General features: G+C 70.2%; 20 protein-coding genes. 14 read left to right on the top strand and 6 right to left on the bottom strand.

The genetic code is table 11. From position 1 onward, the window contains the following. Nucleotides 1-7: 7 nt before the first annotated feature. Nucleotides 8-949, bottom strand: coding sequence for a glucokinase (locus V5F48_RS19070; protein ID WP_394110415.1), 942 nt, complete (start codon nt 947-949; stop codon nt 8-10). Nucleotides 950-1,631: 682 nt separating this feature from the next. On the opposite strand from V5F48_RS19070, the gene V5F48_RS19065 reads away from it, so the two are divergent. From V5F48_RS19065 to V5F48_RS19055, 3 genes are all read left to right on the top strand, one after another. After that, complete coding sequence (locus tag V5F48_RS19065) at nt 1,632-2,345, top strand: Tim44/TimA family putative adaptor protein (protein WP_394110416.1); 714 nt, start codon at nt 1,632-1,634, stop codon at nt 2,343-2,345. A gap of 152 nt (nt 2,346-2,497) precedes the next feature. Further along, entirely contained in the window at nt 2,498-3,730 is a 1,233-nt protein-coding gene (gene mltA, locus V5F48_RS19060; protein ID WP_394259979.1) for a murein transglycosylase A, read from the top strand. Further along, the gene (locus tag V5F48_RS19055; RefSeq protein ID WP_394259978.1) at nt 3,727-4,314 is read left to right on the top strand and encodes a Smr/MutS family protein; all 588 of its coding nucleotides are present in this window, start codon (nt 3,727-3,729) and stop codon (nt 4,312-4,314) included. Before mltA ends, V5F48_RS19055 begins: the two co-directional genes overlap by 4 nt. A 35-nt stretch (nt 4,315-4,349) precedes the next feature. On the opposite strand, the gene pdeM is transcribed toward V5F48_RS19055, so the two are convergent. The 3 genes from pdeM to V5F48_RS19040 all read right to left on the bottom strand — a co-directional run bounded on the left by pdeM (nt 4,350) and on the right by V5F48_RS19040 (nt 7,801). Continuing rightward, nucleotides 4,350-5,057 carry a ligase-associated DNA damage response endonuclease PdeM gene (gene pdeM / locus V5F48_RS19050; RefSeq protein ID WP_394259999.1) on the bottom strand — a complete coding sequence of 236 codons (708 nt, stop codon included), beginning with the start codon at nt 5,055-5,057 and terminating at the stop codon, nt 4,350-4,352. Nucleotides 5,058-5,125: 68 nt separating this feature from the next. Next, entirely contained in the window at nt 5,126-5,587 is a 462-nt protein-coding gene (locus V5F48_RS19045) for an NUDIX hydrolase (protein WP_394259977.1), read from the bottom strand. A 33-nt stretch (nt 5,588-5,620) separates the two neighbouring features. Next, nucleotides 5,621-7,801: a primosomal protein N' gene (locus V5F48_RS19040; RefSeq protein WP_394259976.1), complete on the bottom strand. Its 2,181-nt coding sequence runs from the start codon at nt 7,799-7,801 to the stop codon at nt 5,621-5,623. 95 nt (nt 7,802-7,896) lie between these two features. Between V5F48_RS19040 and obgE the strand changes: the two genes are divergently transcribed. From obgE to proB, 4 genes are all read left to right on the top strand, one after another. Next, a complete protein-coding gene (gene obgE / locus V5F48_RS19035) occupies nt 7,897-8,931 on the top strand; it encodes a GTPase ObgE (RefSeq protein ID WP_394259975.1) in 1,035 nt (344 codons plus the stop codon). 61 nt (nt 8,932-8,992) lie between these two features. Further along, entirely contained in the window at nt 8,993-9,268 is a 276-nt protein-coding gene (locus V5F48_RS19030) for a type II toxin-antitoxin system VapB family antitoxin (RefSeq protein ID WP_394259974.1), read from the top strand. Then, complete coding sequence (locus V5F48_RS19025) at nt 9,265-9,657, top strand: type II toxin-antitoxin system VapC family toxin (protein ID WP_394259973.1); 393 nt, start codon at nt 9,265-9,267, stop codon at nt 9,655-9,657. The genes V5F48_RS19030 and V5F48_RS19025 overlap by 4 nt, the downstream gene beginning before the upstream one ends. Nucleotides 9,658-9,681: 24 nt before the next feature. Continuing rightward, complete coding sequence (gene proB / locus V5F48_RS19020) at nt 9,682-10,824, top strand: glutamate 5-kinase (protein ID WP_394259972.1); 1,143 nt, start codon at nt 9,682-9,684, stop codon at nt 10,822-10,824. Between the two features lie 12 nt (nt 10,825-10,836). Here proB and V5F48_RS19015 read toward each other — a convergent pair whose 3' ends face one another. After that, on the bottom strand, nt 10,837-11,670 hold the full coding sequence (locus V5F48_RS19015; protein WP_394259971.1) for an FG-GAP repeat domain-containing protein: 834 nt from the start codon (nt 11,668-11,670) through the stop codon (nt 10,837-10,839). 421 nt (nt 11,671-12,091) lie between these two features. On the opposite strand from V5F48_RS19015, the gene V5F48_RS19010 reads away from it, so the two are divergent. The 7 genes from V5F48_RS19010 to V5F48_RS18980 all read left to right on the top strand — a co-directional run bounded on the left by V5F48_RS19010 (nt 12,092) and on the right by V5F48_RS18980 (nt 17,454). Further along, nucleotides 12,092-12,964 (top strand): hypothetical protein, encoded by an 873-nt coding sequence (locus tag V5F48_RS19010; RefSeq protein ID WP_394259970.1) that lies wholly within the window; start codon nt 12,092-12,094, stop codon nt 12,962-12,964. A gap of 250 nt (nt 12,965-13,214) precedes the next feature. Further along, nucleotides 13,215-14,486 (top strand): glutamate-5-semialdehyde dehydrogenase, encoded by a 1,272-nt coding sequence (locus V5F48_RS19005; protein ID WP_394259998.1) that lies wholly within the window; start codon nt 13,215-13,217, stop codon nt 14,484-14,486. After that, a complete protein-coding gene (locus V5F48_RS19000) occupies nt 14,483-15,166 on the top strand; it encodes a nicotinate-nucleotide adenylyltransferase (protein WP_394259969.1) in 684 nt (227 codons plus the stop codon). Before V5F48_RS19005 ends, V5F48_RS19000 begins: the two co-directional genes overlap by 4 nt. A 109-nt stretch (nt 15,167-15,275) precedes the next feature. After that, nucleotides 15,276-15,638 carry a ribosome silencing factor gene (gene rsfS / locus V5F48_RS18995; RefSeq protein ID WP_041575393.1) on the top strand — a complete coding sequence of 121 codons (363 nt, stop codon included), beginning with the start codon at nt 15,276-15,278 and terminating at the stop codon, nt 15,636-15,638. A gap of 30 nt (nt 15,639-15,668) precedes the next feature. Beyond that, nucleotides 15,669-16,151 (top strand): 23S rRNA (pseudouridine(1915)-N(3))-methyltransferase RlmH, encoded by a 483-nt coding sequence (gene rlmH, locus V5F48_RS18990; RefSeq protein ID WP_394259968.1) that lies wholly within the window; start codon nt 15,669-15,671, stop codon nt 16,149-16,151. Between the two features lie 260 nt (nt 16,152-16,411). Further along, nucleotides 16,412-16,537 (top strand): type B 50S ribosomal protein L36, encoded by a 126-nt coding sequence (ykgO, locus tag V5F48_RS18985; RefSeq protein ID WP_012114086.1) that lies wholly within the window; start codon nt 16,412-16,414, stop codon nt 16,535-16,537. A 404-nt stretch (nt 16,538-16,941) separates the two neighbouring features. Next, nucleotides 16,942-17,454 carry a tetratricopeptide repeat protein gene (locus V5F48_RS18980; RefSeq protein ID WP_394259967.1) on the top strand — a complete coding sequence of 171 codons (513 nt, stop codon included), beginning with the start codon at nt 16,942-16,944 and terminating at the stop codon, nt 17,452-17,454. 124 nt (nt 17,455-17,578) lie between these two features. On the opposite strand, the gene V5F48_RS18975 is transcribed toward V5F48_RS18980, so the two are convergent. Then, a complete protein-coding gene (locus V5F48_RS18975; RefSeq protein WP_394259966.1) occupies nt 17,579-18,121 on the bottom strand; it encodes a DUF1036 domain-containing protein in 543 nt (180 codons plus the stop codon). Nucleotides 18,122-18,172: the final 51 nt, after the last annotated feature.

Genomic DNA, 18,172 nt, shown 5'->3' with positions numbered 1-18,172 from the left:
TTCGCCCCTATCCGTCCACCAGCAGCCGCCGGCCGATCTCGCCGATGCCGATCAGGCCGGGGGTGGCGTGCGTCACCACATGGATGGGGATGAGCGACAGGCGGTCGAGATAGGGCGGATGTTCCTCGAAGGCCGTGCGGAACGGGCTTTCGGTGAACAAGGGCGCCATGGCCCGGCCGATGCCCCCGCCCACATAGACGCCGCCCTTGGCATCGAAGGCGAGGGCGAGGTCGCCCAGCACCCGGCCGAGCAGGCGCAGGAAGATGTGGCAGCTCTCCTTCTCCTGCCGCTGGCCGTCCAGCGCCGCCTTGATGATGGCGTGGGACGACAACTGCTCGCCGGAGAGGATGCGGTGCAGCCGCACCAGTCCCGGCCCGGACAAGACGTGCTCCACCGCCACCGGCCCGAGGTCGCGCACCAGATGGGCGACGATACGGGCCTCGTCCGTGGTCACCGCGCCGAGGCGCATGTGGCCGGCCTCGCTGGGAAGAACCTCGTAGCCGTCCTCCCGCGGCAGGATCAGGGCGGTGCCGAGCCCGGTTCCGGGGCCCGAGAGCAGCATGGGCGCGCCGGCGACGCGGCGCCCGGTTCCCACTTCCAGCAGGTCGTCGCGGGTCAGCAGCGGCAGGCCGTGGGCGAAGGCCTCGAAATCGTTGAGCACGGTGAGGCGCAGGAAGGACAGCTCGCGGGTGAGCCCTTCGGTGGAGAAGCGCCAGTTCCGGTTGGTCAGCCGCACGGTGTCGCCATCGATGGGGCCGGCCACGGCCAGCGCCGCGCAACGGGGCGGCTCGCCGCCCAGCGACTCGAGATAGGTCCTCAGCAGGTCCTCGATGGAACCGTAGGAATCGTTGGTCTCGAGACGAATGTCGAACGGGACCCCGTCCACCCCGGCGCGGGCGATGCGCGTGGTGGTTCCGCCGATGTCCGCAAGCAATACGGTGGGAGCCATGGGAGAAATCCGATGGATAGGGCGCCGCGTGAACCGGCGCCGATGCGATCGCAATCGAGGCCCGCTGCACTCAGCGCCTTGTAACTAAAGCCTGAACCGCCCGGCGTGTCGGAGCCGGGCGGATGCGTGCTCTACTGCGCCAAGCGCCGGCCGGACGCAAGCGCCGGTTGCCGGCTGCGAGGGGGTGTTCGGACGGTCGGTGCGGCTTGCCCGTTCTCCTTGAGGCTGTGGCGCGGCGGCTGGGGATGGCCGACCATAGCGGCAGGATCATCCCGCGCCGGTTCACGACACCGAGACCAGCCGCGCGGAGCCGGCGGCGAACAGCGGTGCGGCGCGGACGAGCCGCGCACCCAAAGGCCGGAGCGTGGAACTGCCGGTCGCCTTTCCCCAGAGGGGTTCAATCGTTATGAGCGCGGCCGGGGATGGCACGCCACGGGCCGATGCGGCCTGCGGCGGTGGATGCGGTGGCGCGGGGCGTTCACGTGCCGTAAGCTCACACTGAAATTGTGTGTCCGGCCAAACTGTGCGTCTCATGCAGATGGGGGGCTGGCGGGACCGCAGCTTCGACGTACATAAGCGGAGATCGGTTTCGGCCCGCGGCGCGGTCGGCGGGATGATGCCGGTACGGGGCAACACGGCGATGCGGCTTTGCCGCGGCGCCCGAAAGGCATGGCGAAGCGCAGTGCTCGACATTTACACGATCATCTTCCTGGCCCTCGCGGTCTTCATCTTCGTGCGCCTGCGCAGCGTGCTCGGGCAACGGACCGGGCGCGAGCGTCCGCCCTACGATCCCTATTCCCGCGACACGGCCCGCCCGCCGCAGCCGGCCTCCGACAAGGTGGTCCCCCTGCCCGAGCGCCCGGTGACCCCGCCCGGCGCCGCCGCGCCGGTGGACGATGTCCCGCCGGCCTACCGCTGGGAGGGCGTGGCCGAGGAGGGCTCGGCCACCGCCGCGGCCCTCGACGAGATCGCCCGCATCGAGCCCGACTTCGATGCCAAGCACTTCCTGGTCGGCGCCCGCGCCGCCTATGAAATGATCGTGACCGCCTTTGCCGCCGGCGACCGCCGCGCGCTGAAGGATCTGCTCGCCAAGGATGTCTATGACGGCTTCGTCGCCGCCATCGCCGACCGCGAGAGCCGGCGCGAGACCATGGAATCGCGGTTCGTCGCCATCGAGCAGGCCGAGCTTCAGGAGGTGACCGTCCGCGACCGCAATGCCCAGCTCACGGTGCGCTTCGTGTCCAAGCTCATCTCGGTCACCCACGGCGCCGATGGCGCGGTGGTGGACGGCAGCCCGGATACGGTGGCCGACGTGACCGATGTGTGGACCTTCGCCCGCGACCTCGGTACGCGCGATCCCAACTGGAAGCTGGTGGCCACCGAAGCCGCCCAGTGAGGCGTCCGGTGCGGCACGCGGCAGGACCTTGGAGTGGGGACGGTGGCCGGGATCCTGGCCGAACCAGCGGTGGTGTCACCGGTCACGGCCTGTCCTCCCACGGCCTGCCCTGCCGCCCCGCGGCCGGCGCGGCAAAGCGCTGCCTGCGCGGCGTGGCGGCTTTGGTCCTTGCCCATGTGGTCCTCGCCCATGTCGTCCTCGCGGTGGTCTTCGCGGCTGCCTCCGCCTCCGCGTCCTCCGGCATGCTGAGCGCCGTTCCCCCGCCCGCCATCGTCGGGGCGAAGCTGGTGCCGGTCGCTTTCGGTGCCCTCGACGGTTGGGCTGCGGACGACCACGCCAGCGCCTTCCGGACCTTCCTGACAAGCTGCGCCGCCCTGCGTGCCCCGCCGGCGGAGGTGGGCCCGGCCTCGGTGCCCACGCTAGCCGCGGGCCTTGCCCATGCCTGCGCCGCCGCCGCGCGGCTGGGCACCCAGGTGCCGTCGCGGGAGGTGGCGCGGCTGTTCTTCGAGGCCAATTTCCGCCCCTTCCGCGTGGTGCCCGACACCGGGAGCGACGGCTTCTTCACCGGCTATTACGAGCCGGAGGTGGCCGGCGCGCTGAGCCCCGGCAATGGTTTCGACGTGCCGGTCCATGGCCGGCCGTCCGACCTGCTGATGAGCGGCGGCGGCCCCACCCCTAATTCGGGCGGCGCCTTGCGGCGTGAGGGCGATGCCCTCGTGCCCTATTTCGACCGGGCCGCCATCGAGGACGGGGCGCTGGCCGGTCGCGGGCTGGAAATTGCCTGGCTGAAGGACCCCATCGACCTGTTCTTCATGCAGATCCAGGGCTCCGCCCGGGTCCGGCTGCCGGACGGCCGGGTGCTGCGGCTCAATTATGACGGCTATAACGGCCATCCCTATCTGCCGGTGGGCCGCCTTCTCATCGCACGGGGCCTCGTGCCGCGGGAAGAGATGTCCATGGACCGCATCCGCGCCTTCATGGAGGCGGATCCGGAGGCGGGCCGGGCGCTCCGGCGCGAGAACCGGTCCTATGTGTTTTTCAAGGCCCTCGACCTGGGCGCGGAGGCCGGAGCCATGGGCGCCCAGGGCGTGCCGCTGACCGCCGGCCGCTCCATTGCCGTGGATCGCAGGTTGCACACCTATGGCGCGCCGGTGTTCGTGGCGGCCGACCTGCCGCTGGCCGCGCCGGGTAGTCGCGAGCCGTTCCGCCGCCTCATGATCGCGCAGGATACCGGCTCGGCCATCGTCGGGCCGGCGCGGGCGGATCTGTATTTCGGCACCGGTCCCGAGGCCGGCGCGGTGGCCGGGCGCATCCGCCATTCCGGCAGCTTCACCCTGCTGGTGCCGCGCTTCGCGCCGGCGGGGACGGTGGGGCATCCCCAATGAGCCGGCGCGGACGGCGGCGCCAGCTCTCGGCGGAAGAGCGCGCGCTCTGGGACCATGTGGTGCGCTCGGTGACGCCGCTGAAGCTGCCGGCGGTGCCGGAGGATGTCGCCCCGCTGGTGCCCGAACCCGTGCCCGTGGCGCCGGAGCCGCCCGCAGCCCCGGCGAAGACCGCCAAGGTCGTCCGGTCGAAAACATCCCCGCCGGCTCCGCCGCCCGCTCCTCCCCTCGCCTCCCTGGAGCCGAAGACCCGTCGGCGGCTTGTCCGCGGCGCGGAGGTGGATGCGCGTCTCGACCTGCATGGCCTCACCCAGGCCGCCGCCCATCGCCGGCTGCGGCTGTTCCTGATCGAGGCGCAGGCGCTGGGCCATTCGCTGGTGCTGGTGATCACCGGCAAGGGCGATCCCGAGCGGCTCATGAGCACCGGCCCCGCCTTCGGCGAGGGGCGGGGCGTGCTCAAGCGCGCGGTGCCCTTGTGGCTCGCCGAGCCGGATTTGCGGATGATCGTGGTGGGCTTCGAAGCCGCCGGCCGCCGCCATGGCGGGGAGGGCGCGCTCTATGTGCGCATCCGCCGGCGCAAGATCTGAGCTTCGATCGGGCTGAGCTGCGAACGGCCTGAGTTTCAATCCCCGATGCAGGCCGAGGCAGGCATCTCGAAGGTGCGCCCGTCGCCCAGCAGGTGGGCGGTGAAGCCGCGCGGCGGGAACAGGCCGGCGATGGCCGGATCGCGCACGCTCAGGCCGCCCGCATAGGCGCCGAAGGCCGGCAGCACCATGCGGCTGCCGTCAGTCACGAAGCAGCGGCGTCGCACCCCCCGTCCGCGCAGCGCAATGCGGGCGGCGGGATGCAGGTGGCCGCACACTTCCCCCGGCGCGGGGCCGTCCGCCGGCTCGTGGCGGAACAGCAGGGGGCCGTGGGCGAGCGCGGCCGTGCCCTCGCCACCGAGATCGTGGGGCACGGGATCATGGTTGCCGGCGATCCACACGAAGGTGCGTCCAGCCTGGATGCGGCGGATTTCCGCGCGCACCGGATCGGCCATGCGCTCCAGCGCCCAGCGGTCGTGCAGGCTGTCGCCGAGGGCGATCACCATGCGCGGCCGGTGCAGGGCGATGGCGGCGGCAAGGCGCTTTAAGGTGTCGATGCTGTCATAGGGTGGCAGCATCTGGCCGCGCCGGGCGAAGGCGGAGCCCTTCTCCAGATGCAGATCCGCCACCACCATCAGCTTCTCGTCCGGCCACAGCAGGGCGCCGGACGGGTCCAGCACCAGTTCCGCGCCCGCAAGGACGACGGTGGCGAGGGGCGATGAGACTGATTCGGCGCGGGCGAGCATGGCCGGGATTGTGCCCATCGGCCGGCGCGGGGCAAGCGCTGCCTTGGTGGGGAAGCCATGCTTGTTTCTCACCGGGAGGCGGCCCAGACGCCTAAATCCACCAGCATCCCCGCCATATCTTCCGGCCACACCTGCTCGGTCGCCCGCGCCAGATCGGCCTGCGACCACCAGGCGTGCTCGGCGACCACCGCCCGTTCCTCGGCGGTCCAGAGCGCCGACGACACCTCCAGCGTCGCGACGCGGACCAGGAAATAGCGCTCGTCGGCTTCCACCACGATCCCGTCCGGCATGGTGAAGGTGACGATCCGCCGGGCGATCTGCGGGCCGGGGTCGGTGATGTGCAGGCCGGTTTCCTCCAGCAGCTCCCGGCACGCGGCCTGCTCGAAGCTCTCGCCCGCATCGAGGCCGCCCCCCGGTGGCGCCCAGAAGATGGCGCCGGCCAGCGCGCCCGTCGTGTGCACGAACCGGAACAGCAGCAGGCGGCCCTGCGCGTTCACGACCAGGAGGCGGGAGGAGGGGCGCTGCTTCATGGGTGCGGTTTTCGGGTCTCGGCCGGCAGGGGGTCAAAAAAAGCTCTGCGGGTCCACGTCGATGGCCACCCGGATGTTGCCCGTCACCTTCGGCGCCGTGGCCCGCCAGTCGCGCAGGTAGCGCGATAGGTCGAAGGCGCGGGGGGCGCGCACCAGCAGCCGCCAGCGGTGGCGTCCGCGCAGCACCGCGAGCGGGGCTTCCGCCGGGCCGAGGATGCGCACCCCCGAAACCTGGGGGGCGGAGGCCGCGAGCCTTCGGGCATGGCCCTCCGCCACGTGGCCCTCGCTGGCGGAGACGATGAGGCTCGCCATGCGGCCGAAAGGGGGAAGCTGGGCCTCCTCGCGGGCGGCGATCTCGGTGTCGTAGAAGGCGTCGCGGTCGCCGGTCACCAGCGCCCGCATCACCGGATGCTCGGGCATGTGGGTCTGGATGAAGCCGCGCCCTTCGGTCTTGCCGCGCCCGGCTCGCCCCGCCACCTGATGCACCAGCTGGAAGGTGCGTTCCGCCGCGCGCGGATCGCCCTGGCCAAGGCCCACGTCCGCATCCACCACGCCCACCAGGGCGAGGCCCGGGAAGTTGTGCCCCTTGGCCACCAGTTGGGTGCCCACCACCACGTCCACCTCGCCCTTGGCCACGGCGTCCAGTTCCGCGCGCATGCGCTCCACCCCGCCGGCGAGATCGGAGGAGAGCACGAGGGAGCGGGCGGCGGGAAACAGCGCCTGCACTTCCTCCTGCAGTCGCTCCACGCCCGGCCCCACGGGGATCAGGCTGTCCTTGGCGCCGCAGGCGGGGCAGGCCTCCGGCACCGGGGCCTGGTAGCCGCAATGATGGCAGGTGAGACGGCGGCGGAAGCGGTGCTCCACCAGCCACGCGGTGCAGGAGGGGCAGCGCATGCGATGCCCGCAGGAATGGCACAGGGTGAGCGGCGCATAGCCGCGCCGGTTGAGAAACAGGAGGGCCTGCCCGCCCGCCTCCAGCGTGTCGGTGATCTCGGCTTCGAGGCGCGGGGCGATCCAGCGGCCCTTGGGCGGGCCGTCCTTGCGCAGGTCGATGGGCAGGAGGCCCGGCACCTTGGCGCCGCCGAAGCGCACGGGCAGGGCGAGGCGGCGGTAGCGCCCGCGCCGGGCGTTCACCTCGGTCTCGATGGAGGGGGTGGCGGAGGCGAGCACGATGGGGGCGGCGGCGAGCCGCGCCCGCACCACCGCCATGTCGCGGGCGTGGTAGGCGACGCCGTCCTCCTGCTTGTAGGCCGGGTCGTGCTCCTCATCCACGATGATGAGGCCGAGGTCGCGGAACGGCAGGAACAGGGCCGAGCGGGCGCCGGCCACCACCTTCACCTGTCCCGAGGCCACCTCGTTGAGGATGCGCCCGCGCCGCCGCGTGGAGACGCCGGAATGCCATTCCGCCGGCTTCACCCCGAAGCGGGTGGTGAAGCGGTCGAGGAAGGCCTGGGTGAGGGCGATTTCCGGCAACAGGATCAGCGCCTGCCGGCCGTCGCGGATCGCCTGCGCCACCGCCTCGAAATAGACTTCCGTCTTGCCCGATCCGGTGACGCCGTCCAGCAGGAAGACGCCGAAGCCCCTGGCGTCCACCGCGCCGCTGAGCGCCTGCGCGGCCTGTGCCTGCGGCTCGGACAGCGTGGGCGTGGCAAAGGCCGGGTCGGGGGGATAGGCGGCGGGCTCGGGGGGCAGCACCACGGTTTCGAGCGCGCCCTCGTCCACCAGCCCATCCACCACGGAGGGGGAGACCCCGGCTTCCCGCGCGGCTTCCGACTTGCCGCGCACGAAGCCGTCGGCGAGGAGGTCGAGCAGCCGCGCGCGGGCCGCCGTCATGCGCGCGGGGGCCGGGCCGCTGACGCGCACGCCCACCCGCTCGCGGCCGGCGCCGGGACTTTCGCCATGCCGCAACGCCATGCGCAGCACCATGCCGCGCGGGGCGAGGGTGTAGTCGGCCATCCAGTCGACCAGCTTCAGGAGGTCCGGCGGCAGCGGGACATAGTCCAGCTTCGCCTTCACGGTCTTGAGCCTCGCCGCGTCCACCGGCTGGCCGGTGTGGCCGTCGGTGCGGGGCCAGACGCAGCCGATCATCCCGCGCGCGCCCAGAGGCACATGCACGAGGTCGCCGGGGGAGAGCGTCATCCCCTCGGGCACGAGGTAGGAATAGGGGGTGTCGAGGCCCAGGGGCAGCAGGACATCGACCGTGCGCAGGCTCATGGCGGTGTTTTGGTCCGGCGCGAGGCAAAGGTCAAAGGGGACGTGAATCTGGCGCGCCCCTTGCGTTTGCGGCGCCTCCCGTCTACCTCCAAGCCATGAAATTCCTCGATCAGGCCAAGGTCTATGTGCGCTCCGGCGACGGGGGGGCGGGTTGCGTCTCCTTCCGGCGCGAGAAATTCATTGAGTTCGGCGGTCCCGATGGCGGCGACGGCGGACGCGGCGGCGACGTGTGGATCGAGTGCGTGGATGGCCTCAACACGCTCATCGACTATCGCTACCAGCAGCATTTCAAGGCCAAGAAGGGCGACCACGGCAAGGGCGCCAACCGCACCGGGGCCCGGGGCTCCGACGTGGTGCTGAGGGTGCCGGCCGGCACCCAGATCCTCGACGAGGAGGAAGACACCGTCCTCGCCGACCTCACCGAGGTGGGCCAGCGGGTCAAGCTGCTGGAAGGCGGCAATGGCGGCTTCGGCAACGCCCAGTTCAAGACCTCCACCAACCAGGCCCCGCGCCGCGCCAATCCCGGCCTCGAGGGGCAGGAGCGGTGGATCTGGCTGCGCCTGAAGCTGATCGCCGATGCCGGCCTCGTGGGCCTGCCCAATGCCGGCAAGTCCACCTTCCTCGCCGCCACCACGTCGGCCAGGCCCAAGATCGCCGACTATCCCTTCACCACGCTGCATCCCGGCCTCGGCGTGGTGCGGGTGGACGGGCGCGAGTTCGTGCTGGCGGACATTCCCGGCCTCATCGAGGGGGCGCACGAGGGGATCGGCATCGGCGACCGCTTCCTCGGCCATGTGGAGCGCTGCCGGGCGCTGCTGCATCTGGTGGACGGCACCTCCGAGCACGCCGGCAAAGCCTACAAGACCGTGCGGGCCGAGCTTGCTGCCTATGGCAATGGCCTCGACGAGAAGCCTGAGATCGTTGCGCTTTCCAAGGTGGATGCGCTCTCCCCCGAGCTGCTCAAGCAGCAGAAGGAGCGCCTGAAGCGGGCGGCCAAGAAGACGCCGCTGCTGCTCTCGGCCCAGTCGGGCCAGGGGGTGCAGGAGGCGCTGCGCCTGCTGCTCTCCGTGGTGGAGCAGGAGCGGGGCGCCGAAAGGGCAGAGGAACCGCGGGACAGCTGGCGGCCGTGAGCGGGCCGGGCTGACGTCGGTTCCCATGTGTGCTAGCATTTCGTGATCGGGAGCTAGCATCATGGCGCGACAGCTGAATATCCGCAGCGACGAGGCGTTCGAGACCGCCAGGCGACTGGCGGAACGCCATGGATGGACCACCACGGAAGTGGTGGTGCGGGCCTTGCGCCGCATGGATGAAGCCGAAGGCCAGGCCCTGCGGCATGCGGATCTTTCGCCCCGGCAGAAGTCCTTGCATGATCGCCTGGCGGAGCTTGGCCGCAAGGCGCGGGAGGCGGCACCCGAGGCCACATCCGAGCATGGGGACCTCTATGGTGACGATGGCGCCCCCCGGTGATCGCCATCGATACATCGGTGCTCATCGCCACCTTCACCAACGAGCCGGATGCCGATCTCTACCGCCCCATCCTCGCCGGCGCGCCCTGCCTGATCGGCGCGCCGACCCTGTTGGAGACCCACCTCGTGCTGCGGGGGCGGGGCTATGCCTACACGCTGGAAGCGGTCGAGCTCTGGCTGGAGGAAGGCGACGTGACGGTGGTTCCCCACGACCTGCTCCAGGTGCGGCTGGCGCGGCAGGCCTTCGACCGTTTTGGCAAGGGCCGGCATCCGGCGGGCTTGAACTTCGGCGACTGCATGGCCTATGCCGTCGCCAAGGCGCATGACGCGCCGCTCCTCTTCAAGGGGGATGACTTTTCCCGCACCGACGTGCGCGTGCTGCCCGTCTGAGTGCCTTCCGGTCGCAAGAATACCATGGCCTCGCAGGTTTCCGGGCAAGCCCCCGTCTTCACCGACTTCCGCCGCATCGTCATCAAGGTGGGCTCCGCTTTGCTGGTGGACCGCGACCACGGGCGGGTGAAGCTCGCCTGGCTCACCTCGCTGGTGGAGGACATCGCGACGCTGCACGCCCGCGGCTGCGAGGTGATGGTGGTGTCGTCCGGCGCCATCGCTTTGGGGCGCACCGTGCTCGGCCTGCCCAAGGGGCCGCTGAAGCTGGAGGACAGCCAGGCCGCCGCCGCCGTGGGCCAGATCACCCTGTCGCGCACCTGGGCGCAGATCCTCGGGCATTACGGAATGACCGCCGGCCAGGTGCTGCTGACCCTGGGCGACACCGAGGAGCGCCGGCGCTATCTCAACGCCCGCTCCACCCTCGGCCGGCTGATGGACCTGAAGGCGGTGCCCATCATCAACGAGAACGACACGGTGGCCACCACCGAGATCCGCTACGGCGACAACGACCGCCTCGCCGCACGGGTCGCCACCATGGCGAGCGCCGACCTGCTGGTGCTGCTCTCGGACATCGACGGGCTCTATACCGCCCCGCCGGCGCAGGACCCCAACGCCACACTCATCCCGGTGGTGCCGCGCATCGGCGCCGAGATCGAGGCCATCGCCGGGGATGCGGGCTCGGAACTGTCGCGCGGCGGCATGCGCACCAAGATCGAGGCCGGCAAGATCGCCACCTCCGCCGGCACCCACATGGTCATCGCCTCCGGCCATGTGAAGAACCCGCTGAAGCGCATCATGGAGGGCGGGCGCTGCACCTGGTTCCTCACCTCAGCCAATCCGGTGCGCGCCCGCAAGAGCTGGATCGCCGGGGCGCTGGAGCCGCGCGGCACGCTGCATCTGGACGATGGCGCCGTGGCGGCCCTGCGCCGTGGCGCCAGCCTTCTGCCGGCCGGGGTGAAGCGGGTGGAAGGCCTGTTCGACCGCGGCGACGCGGTGGTGCTGCGCGGCCCGGACGGCGCTGAGGTGGGCCGGGGGCTGGTGGCCTATGATTCCACCCACGCCGCCCGCATCATGGGCCGCACCACCCCCGAGATCGAGGCGCTGCTGGGCGGCCAGGGCCGCTCGGAGATGATCCATCGGGATGACATGGCGCTTGGCGTGGAGTGAGGCGGTAACGCCTCAGGGCGAGACCTGCTCGCGTCGACCGCCGGCAAGGCCGACCTCCACCACCGGATGACCCGCCGTTACCACCAGCGTGAAATCCGCGACCGCCTGACCGTTCAAGGGCTTCGTGCCAATCTCGTGCACGCCGCCCTTGAAGGAGAGGAATCGCAGCCGGGTTCGATCGAAGCTTGGCACCGCAAGATCGGCTACGCCGTCGCCGTCGAAATCGGCAACGGCGGAAAGCCCCATCTGGTGCGACCCTGCCACGTGGTTGGAGGTGTTTCCGGTCGCGGCGATTTCCACGAGCGCACCATTGCGCAGGGTGAAGACGCGGAGCCGCCCCACGGCATGGGGCTGCTGCACATAGGCGATGTCCAGATGGCCGTCGCCGTCGAAATCGGCGATACCGGCCGGGTTGAGCCAACGGCGCGGTGCGCCGGTCGGCGGACCTTCCGCAACGATAGCAAGCATCCCGCTGCGTTCGGCCACCACGACAATGGCCGATCCGGTTTTCAGCGAGGACCGCACCAGCACCACCTCGTCGCGCCCGTCGCCATCGAGATCGACGATGCGTGGGCGACGGTCCTCGAACACCTGGTCGGCCGGAAGGTCGATCTGCAACGTCCGCCCATCCTTCAGGCGCACCTGCAACCCGGCGGCCTCCACCTCGGCGCCGAGGACGAAATGCCGATAGCGGTCGGTGGGATGAACGAGCCTGGCCTCAGCGAGGGAGCCATTGCCGCGCGCCGTGCGCGCCTGCGGCAGGTCGCCGGTGGCATTCGCGCCCGCAGCCGCGGCGGGGAGCGGTGCGGCGAGAAGGCCGAGCAGGACGAGAGGGAGAGAGCGCACGATGGAAGCTCGCTTTGGATGGGAAGGATGAGCGCGGTGTGGCATCGCTTCACTGCCACGCTTCGATCGGTGCCGCCGCTGACAATGCCGCGAGCCCGCGAACCCGGTACCCCGCGCCGGCCTGCCGCATTTCGCCTCTGACGGGCTAGGCCGACATGGGCCGTCGCGCAGCCGCAGGCGCCTTAAGGGTTTGGCCGCTCGTGCCAAGTCGGCTCATGGCCCGGCGCCAAGTCCGATGCCAAGTCCGGCTCCTCTCCCGGCTCCTCTCCCGCTGCGCCTGCTGCCGTTGCGTGATCGGCAAGTTGCCGCACCGTCGTCCGCTCGACAGGTTGCACATCCTCCAATACCGGTTGTGCCCGCGACGGTTGAGGGGGCCGGCTGTCGCCCGCGCGCAGCGTTGCCCCGGTCAGGCGGTTGGACCATGGTCGAGGTGTATCGGGACGAGGATGAGGGGCCGACTGTAAAGCTGCCGGTGTTCCGCTCGGTGAAGCTGGCACTGCTGTGGACCGCGGCGGTGCTGGCGCGGCATTGGCGCTTCGTGGGGCTTCTCACTCTGGCGCCGGCGCTTGCGGTGATAGCGTCGCGGGTCTTGCCCTCGCCTGTTGTGTCCATACTCGTGGCTGTGGTTTTCGTCCTGGCATACTGTGCGCTGATCCCTTTGGCGCTGATCACCCACAACGAAGTTCTGCGGGGGCCGTCGGGCCTTGATGCGGCGACTCTCGGCAAGGGTCCGGGCCGGGCACTCGGCTATGTGCTGGACTGGATCGTGATCTTCATCTTCACGGCGCTCTATATGCTCCTGCTGGGAATTGGAGCGGCGCTCATTGGTGCCCTCATTCAGGCGATCAGAATTCCCGAGCCATTGGCCGCCTTGATCGTGTTTCTGGTTTTTGCCTGCGCATATGTGTCGTGGCTGGGTTTTTTCGTGCGCCTGATGCTTCGCCTGCCGTCGCGCGCCCTTGGGCAGCCCCTGCCGTGGAGCGAGGCGCGGGCCTTGGGAAGTGGGAACTCGCTGCGCCTCGTGGCGGCCCATTTTCTTGTCGGGCTCGTGACGATAGTGCTGCTGGTGCCCGTCGGAGCTGTCGTGTTCAACTTTTTTCCGCTCGCCGACCTGATGCCGGATCCCCATACGTTGGCGGCAAAGGGGCCGATGTGGGCCGGTCCACCCGTGGTCCTGCAGGTCGTCATGGCCGTCCTGAGTTCCGTCCTGGCGCCGGTCCAGATCATCCTTGTGTGCGCCCTGATCTCCGTCGTCTATCTGCAGCTTCGGCAGCGCACCCCGCGCATCACCTAGCTTGCAAGCGTGACCTTCACGAACGGAAGACCTTCAGGCCGGCGCACGGCGATGACCGTGTACCCAGTCCGGTACCCCGATCCGGCCTGTCGCATTGCGCCCCTGACGTGCTAATCAGGGCGATGATGCCTATCTTATGAGGCATCATCGTCTTATCCGTCAGCGAGACCCCGCCATGGCCACCGCCACCGCCGCCCGCACCGATGTCTCCGCCGCCGCGGGCCGGTCCGTGCCGCCGACGGAGGCCGGGATGGAGGCCGGGATGGATCTTGCCGTCGCCATGGCCGACATGGGCCGTCGCGCCCGTGCCGCCTCCCGCATCCTCGCCCTCGCCGCGCCCGAGGCGAAGACGCAGGCGCTCCATGCCGCCGCCGCCGCCATCCGCGCTGCGACGGACGAAATTCTCGCCGCCAATGCCGGTGACGTGGCCAAGGCCAAGGCGGACGGTATGACCGGCTCGTTCCTTGATCGCCTGACCCTCACCCCCGCCCGCATCGCGGCCATGGCCGAGGGCGTGGAGCAGGTGGCGGCCCTTCCCGATCCCGTGGGCAAGGTGACCGAGCGCTGGACCCGCCCCAACGGCTTGATCATCGAGCGCGTGCGCACGCCGCTGGGCGTCATCGGCGTCATCTATGAGAGCCGGCCCAACGTGACGGCGGACGCCGCCGCCCTGTGCCTGCGCGCCGGCAATGCCGTGATCCTGCGCGGCGGCTCCGACAGCCTCGCCTCGTCCGGCGCCATCCACCGCGCCTTCGTTTCCGGCCTCAAGGCCGCCGGCCTGCCGGAGGATGCGGTTGAGTTCGTCGCCGTGGCCGACCGGGCTGCGGTGGGGCTGATGCTGGCCGGGCTTGACAACACCGTGGATGTCATCGTGCCGCGCGGCGGCAAGAGCCTGGTGGCGCGGGTGCAGAGCGATGCGCGGGTGCCGGTATTCGCCCATCTGGACGGCATCAACCACGTCTATGTGGACAAGGCCGCCGACCTCGCCATGGCGAAAACCGTGGTGCTGAACGCCAAGATGCGCCGCACCGGCGTCTGCGGCGCCGCCGAGACCCTGCTGGTGGACCAGGCGGTGGCCGCCACCCATCTGAAGCCGCTGGTGGAGATGCTCATCGACGCCGGCTGCGAGGTGCGCGGCGACGACGCCGTGCAGGCGGTGGACGCACGGGTGAAGCCCGCCACGGCGCTGGACTGGGACACGGAATATCTCGACGCCATCATCGCTGCGAAAGTGGTGGACGGGGTGGCCGGTGCCGTCGCCCATATCGAGGCCCACGGCTCCCACCACACCGATTCCATCGTCACGCAGGATGCGGCGGCGGCGGAGCGGTTCCTGGCGGAGGTGGATTCTGCCATCGTGCTCCACAATGCCTCCACCCAGTTCGCCGACGGCGGGGAATTCGGCTTTGGCGGGGAGATCGGCATCGCCACCGGGCGCATGCATGCCCGCGGCCCGGTGGGGGCCGAGCAGCTGACCTCGTTCAAATACCGCATCCACGGCACGGGGCAGACCCGTCCGTGAGCTTCCCACCCGCCAGCGGGGGGGCGTGGGACGGCGGCGCGGTGAGCCCGCGCGCCGCGCGCCACATGCCGTGGGTGACGGACGGCCTGCGCGTGGGCCTGTTCGGCGGCAGCTTCAACCCGGCCCATGAGGCCCATCGCGCGGCGAGCCTCATCGCCCTGCGGCGGCTGCGGCTCGACCGGGTGTGGTGGCTGGTGACCCCCGGCAATCCGCTGAAGGACAATCGCGCGCTGCCGCCGCTGGAAGAGCGCGTCGCCATCGCGCGGCGGGTGGCGTGCCATCCGCGCATCGACGTGACCGGCTTCGAGGCCGATCTCGGCGTGCGCTACAGCTACCAGACCGTGGACTATCTGGCGCGGCGCCTGCCCACGGTGCGCTTCGTGTGGATCATGGGGGCGGACAACCTCGCCCGCTTCGATCGCTGGCAGCGCTGGCGGGCCATCGCCGATCTCATGCCCATGGCGGTGGTGGACCGCATGGGCGAGAGCCTCGCCGCCACCGCCTCCGTGGCGGCGCAGGCGCTGGGGCGATACCGCATCGACGAGAGCGACGCGCCCCTCCTGGCGGACCTGAAACCGCCCGCCTGGGTGTTTCTCCACGGGCTGAAATCCCCCATGTCTTCAACGGGAATACGGGCCGCGCGCGGGGGGCTCGACGGGCCACTGCGCCAAACATCTTGAGTTTTCGTTGATTTAGCCCCATCCTGCGGGGGTGCGACGGTTTGTGCCGTCGCCTGTATCAAGAGGATTTGGACCCCTGTCCACGACGGCACTTCTGGCGGCCGCTGAGATGACACCGCCCGCCACGGTCTCCCGGGCGCTTCCCGACGCCGAGGAGATTCTCGCCCTCGTCACTGCCCGGCTCGAAGACGACAAGTCCGAGGACATCGTCTCCATCGACCTGCGTGGCAAGACCTCCATCGCCGACTACATGGTGATCGCCTCCGGCCGCTCGCAGCGGCATGTGGGCGCCGTTGCCGAGCACCTCATCGAGGCGCTGAAAGCGGCTGGGATCAAGCACGTGCGGGTCGAAGGCCAGCCGGCCTGCGACTGGGTGCTCATCGACGCGAACGACGTGATCGTCCACGTCTTTCAGCCCGAGGTCCGCAGCTTCTACAACATCGAGAAGATGTGGTCCGGGACGCGCCCCTGATGCGTTCCGGGACGGCCGGCTGAGAGCTGCGTGCGCCTCGTCCTCGCCTGTGTCGGCCGGCTGAAAGCCGGGGCCGAGCGCGACCTCGTCACGCGCTATGTGGACCGCATCCGTCCCGCCGGGCGGCCCCTGGGCCTCGGCCCCTGCGACATGATCGAGATTCCTGAATCCGCCGCCCGCCGTGCCGAGGACCGCATGGCGGAGGAGGGCGCGGCCCTGCTCGCGGCCCTGCCCGCCGGGGCTGGGCTGATCGTGCTCGACCCGCGCGGGCGCCAGGTCTCCAGCGCCGATTTCGCGGCCCGCGTGGCGGCCGAGCGCGACGGCGGCCTGTCGGCGCTTGCCTTCGTCATCGGCGGCGCGGACGGGTTGTGCGATGCGGTGCGGGACAAGGCCATGCTTATGGTCGCCTACGGCACCGCCACCTTTCCCCACCAATTGGTGCGGGTGATGCTGGCGGAGCAGATCTATCGCGCCGTCACCATTCTTGCGGGCCATCCCTACCACCGGGCGTGAGGGCATTGCGACGGGGACGCAGGTGGTTTTCACCGGCATCACTGGTGTTTCTTGGCGCCGGTCTGCCCCCATCCCAGCCCTCTCCGCCGCAAGCGGGAGAGGGAGTTGCGAGGGTGCTCCATTTCAAACGCAGACACCACCTGCGGCCCGCCCGCATTGACATCGGCCCCGCCGCCCCTTATCACCCCGGCTCGATCCAGCAACACGGTGTCGATGGGGCCGCGCGGCAACGCGCAGCGGTCGGCCGGAAAGAGTTTGTCATGAAGATCCGCAATTCGCTGAAGTCGCTGCTCGGGCGCCACCGGGACAACCGTCTCGTGCGCCGCAAGGGCCGCGTCTACATCATCAACAAGACCCAGAAGCGCTACAAGGCACGCCAGGGCTGAGCCGCGCGCGGGCCATTCCTCGCCCGCGCCATCGCTTGTCCGGCTTCTGCCCCCGCCTCTGTCGTCCTGCCGTCTCCCCGCATCGTGACCGCCCCGCCCGGCTTCCGGCCGGCGGGTGAGTTGACGCGATCCGCGCATGGGCGGACACTTCTGGAATGACCGAGGACACGCCGCCCATTCCCGCCCCTTTCATCCGCTCTTCCCGCAGATGGAAGAGGCGCGTCCGGCCGGTCGCGCTTCTTTTATCGCTTCCCCTCCTGGTTGCCCTGTCCGCCGGTGCCGGCGCCCAGTCTGTGCTGCCGGGTGAGCGGGTTCCTGTGCCGCTGCCAAGCCCGCCGTTGCAGGGTTCGCCGCTGCCGGGCGCGCCGACAGGGCCGTCCGCCGGAGTGCCGCCGGGAGAGGCCGTGCCCGCCCGCCCGCGCCTTCCCAAGGACAAGCGCACCCAGCTCGAAGGGCTGTTCGCCGCGCTGAAGGTGGCCCCTGACGACCGCAGCTCCAAGATGATCGCGGACCGGCTCGACCAGTTGTTCTCCGAGTCCGGCAGCCCCAGCGTCGACCTGCTGATGGCGCGCGCCGGTGCCGCCGCCGAGGCCAAGGCGTTCGACCTCGCCCTCCAGATCCTCGATCAGGTCATCGAGATCGAGCCCGACGATCTGGGCGCCCGCAGCAAGCGCGCCACCATTTTCTACATGCGCGACGATTATGGCGGCGCCCTCGCCGACATCCGCGAGGTGCTGGCCCGCGAGCCGCGCCATTATTCCATGCTCTACGGCCTCGCCCTCATCATGCGCGAGGTGGGCGACGACAAGCGCGCGCTGGAGGCGGTGCGCAAGGCGCGCGCCGTCAATCCGCGCCTCGACGGTGCCGAGGAGATGGAAAGCCAGTTGTCGCTGAAGGTCGAAGGCCGCGGCATCTGATACCGACGGCTTCGGCTGTCCGTCCTGCCGGTGTCGCTCAAGTACCGCCTGAGGCCGACGGCCGGCCATGCCAGACGGACGTGGTGTCGTCTCGACCCGGGGCCCGGCTCTATCTGGGCCGTCTCTACCTGGGTCTTGGCGGTGGAGGAGGCGGAGGGGGCACGGTCGTCGGCTTGGTCTGCCCCGATTCGGTTAGCTGCACGGTCCAGGCCTTCTGCTCCTGCGTGTCCACCTCGAAGAAGCCGGTGCGGTCGAAGCCGCGGGCGAGGCAGTCGTCGGCCGCCTTGATGGTGAATTCCTTTTCCCGCGTGCACATATAGGCCTTGCCAGCCCATTCCCCGCCCTGGTCGTAATCCAGGGCATAGAGGTAATAAAATCGGGCTGACAACTCACCGCGCAGCAGGGTTTCGCAGCTGTTGGCCGCCACGTTCCACCAGCCTTCGGTGGTCCAGATCTCGCCGTCCTTGTAGCCGAGGGCGATGCCGATCCGGCTCTGGGTGCGGTTGCACAGGCGGAACTCGGCGGCGGCGGCATCCGGGAAGAGCGATACGGCCGGCACGGCTGCGCACAGCACCAGCAGTGCCTGGCACACGCCGCGGCGCCCGCGCGAGATGGCGCGTGTCAGGCAGCGGCTCAAGGGGGAGCGGCTCAAGGGGGAACGGGTCATGCCGTCTGACGGGAAGGACATGTCGCGATGGTGTGTGCCTCTCCGGCGCCG

This window comes from Xanthobacter autotrophicus ATCC 700552, assembly GCF_043194565.1.
Lineage (GTDB): Bacteria > Pseudomonadota > Alphaproteobacteria > Rhizobiales > Xanthobacteraceae > Xanthobacter > Xanthobacter autotrophicus_F.
Note: the sequence above shows the minus strand (reverse complement) of the source record. Positions and strands in the feature narration are given on the sequence as shown.

Bases quoted from the DNA above. Each gene is read 5' to 3' on its own strand.
- V5F48_RS19005 (WP_394259998.1), top strand. From the start codon at position 13,215: ATGGAGGCCGGGATGGATCTTGCCGTCGCCATGGCCGACATGGGCCGT.
- proB (WP_394259972.1), top strand. From the start codon at position 9,682: ATGGCCTCGCAGGTTTCCGGGCAAGCCCCCGTCTTCACCGACTTCCGC.
- V5F48_RS19010 (WP_394259970.1), top strand. From the start codon at position 12,092: ATGGTCGAGGTGTATCGGGACGAGGATGAGGGGCCGACTGTAAAGCTG.
- V5F48_RS19045 (WP_394259977.1), bottom strand. From the start codon at position 5,587: ATGAAGCAGCGCCCCTCCTCCCGCCTCCTGGTCGTGAACGCGCAGGGC.
- V5F48_RS19055 (WP_394259978.1), top strand. From the start codon at position 3,727: ATGAGCCGGCGCGGACGGCGGCGCCAGCTCTCGGCGGAAGAGCGCGCG.
- V5F48_RS18975 (WP_394259966.1), bottom strand. From the start codon at position 18,121: ATGACCCGTTCCCCCTTGAGCCGCTCCCCCTTGAGCCGCTGCCTGACA.
- pdeM (WP_394259999.1), bottom strand. From the start codon at position 5,057: ATGCTCGCCCGCGCCGAATCAGTCTCATCGCCCCTCGCCACCGTCGTC.
- V5F48_RS19030 (WP_394259974.1), top strand. From the start codon at position 8,993: ATGGCGCGACAGCTGAATATCCGCAGCGACGAGGCGTTCGAGACCGCC.
- V5F48_RS19040 (WP_394259976.1), bottom strand. From the start codon at position 7,801: ATGAGCCTGCGCACGGTCGATGTCCTGCTGCCCCTGGGCCTCGACACC.
- obgE (WP_394259975.1), top strand. From the start codon at position 7,897: ATGAAATTCCTCGATCAGGCCAAGGTCTATGTGCGCTCCGGCGACGGG.
- ykgO (WP_012114086.1), top strand. From the start codon at position 16,412: ATGAAGATCCGCAATTCGCTGAAGTCGCTGCTCGGGCGCCACCGGGAC.
- V5F48_RS19070 (WP_394110415.1), bottom strand. From the start codon at position 949: ATGGCTCCCACCGTATTGCTTGCGGACATCGGCGGAACCACCACGCGC.
- rsfS (WP_041575393.1), top strand. From the start codon at position 15,276: ATGACACCGCCCGCCACGGTCTCCCGGGCGCTTCCCGACGCCGAGGAG.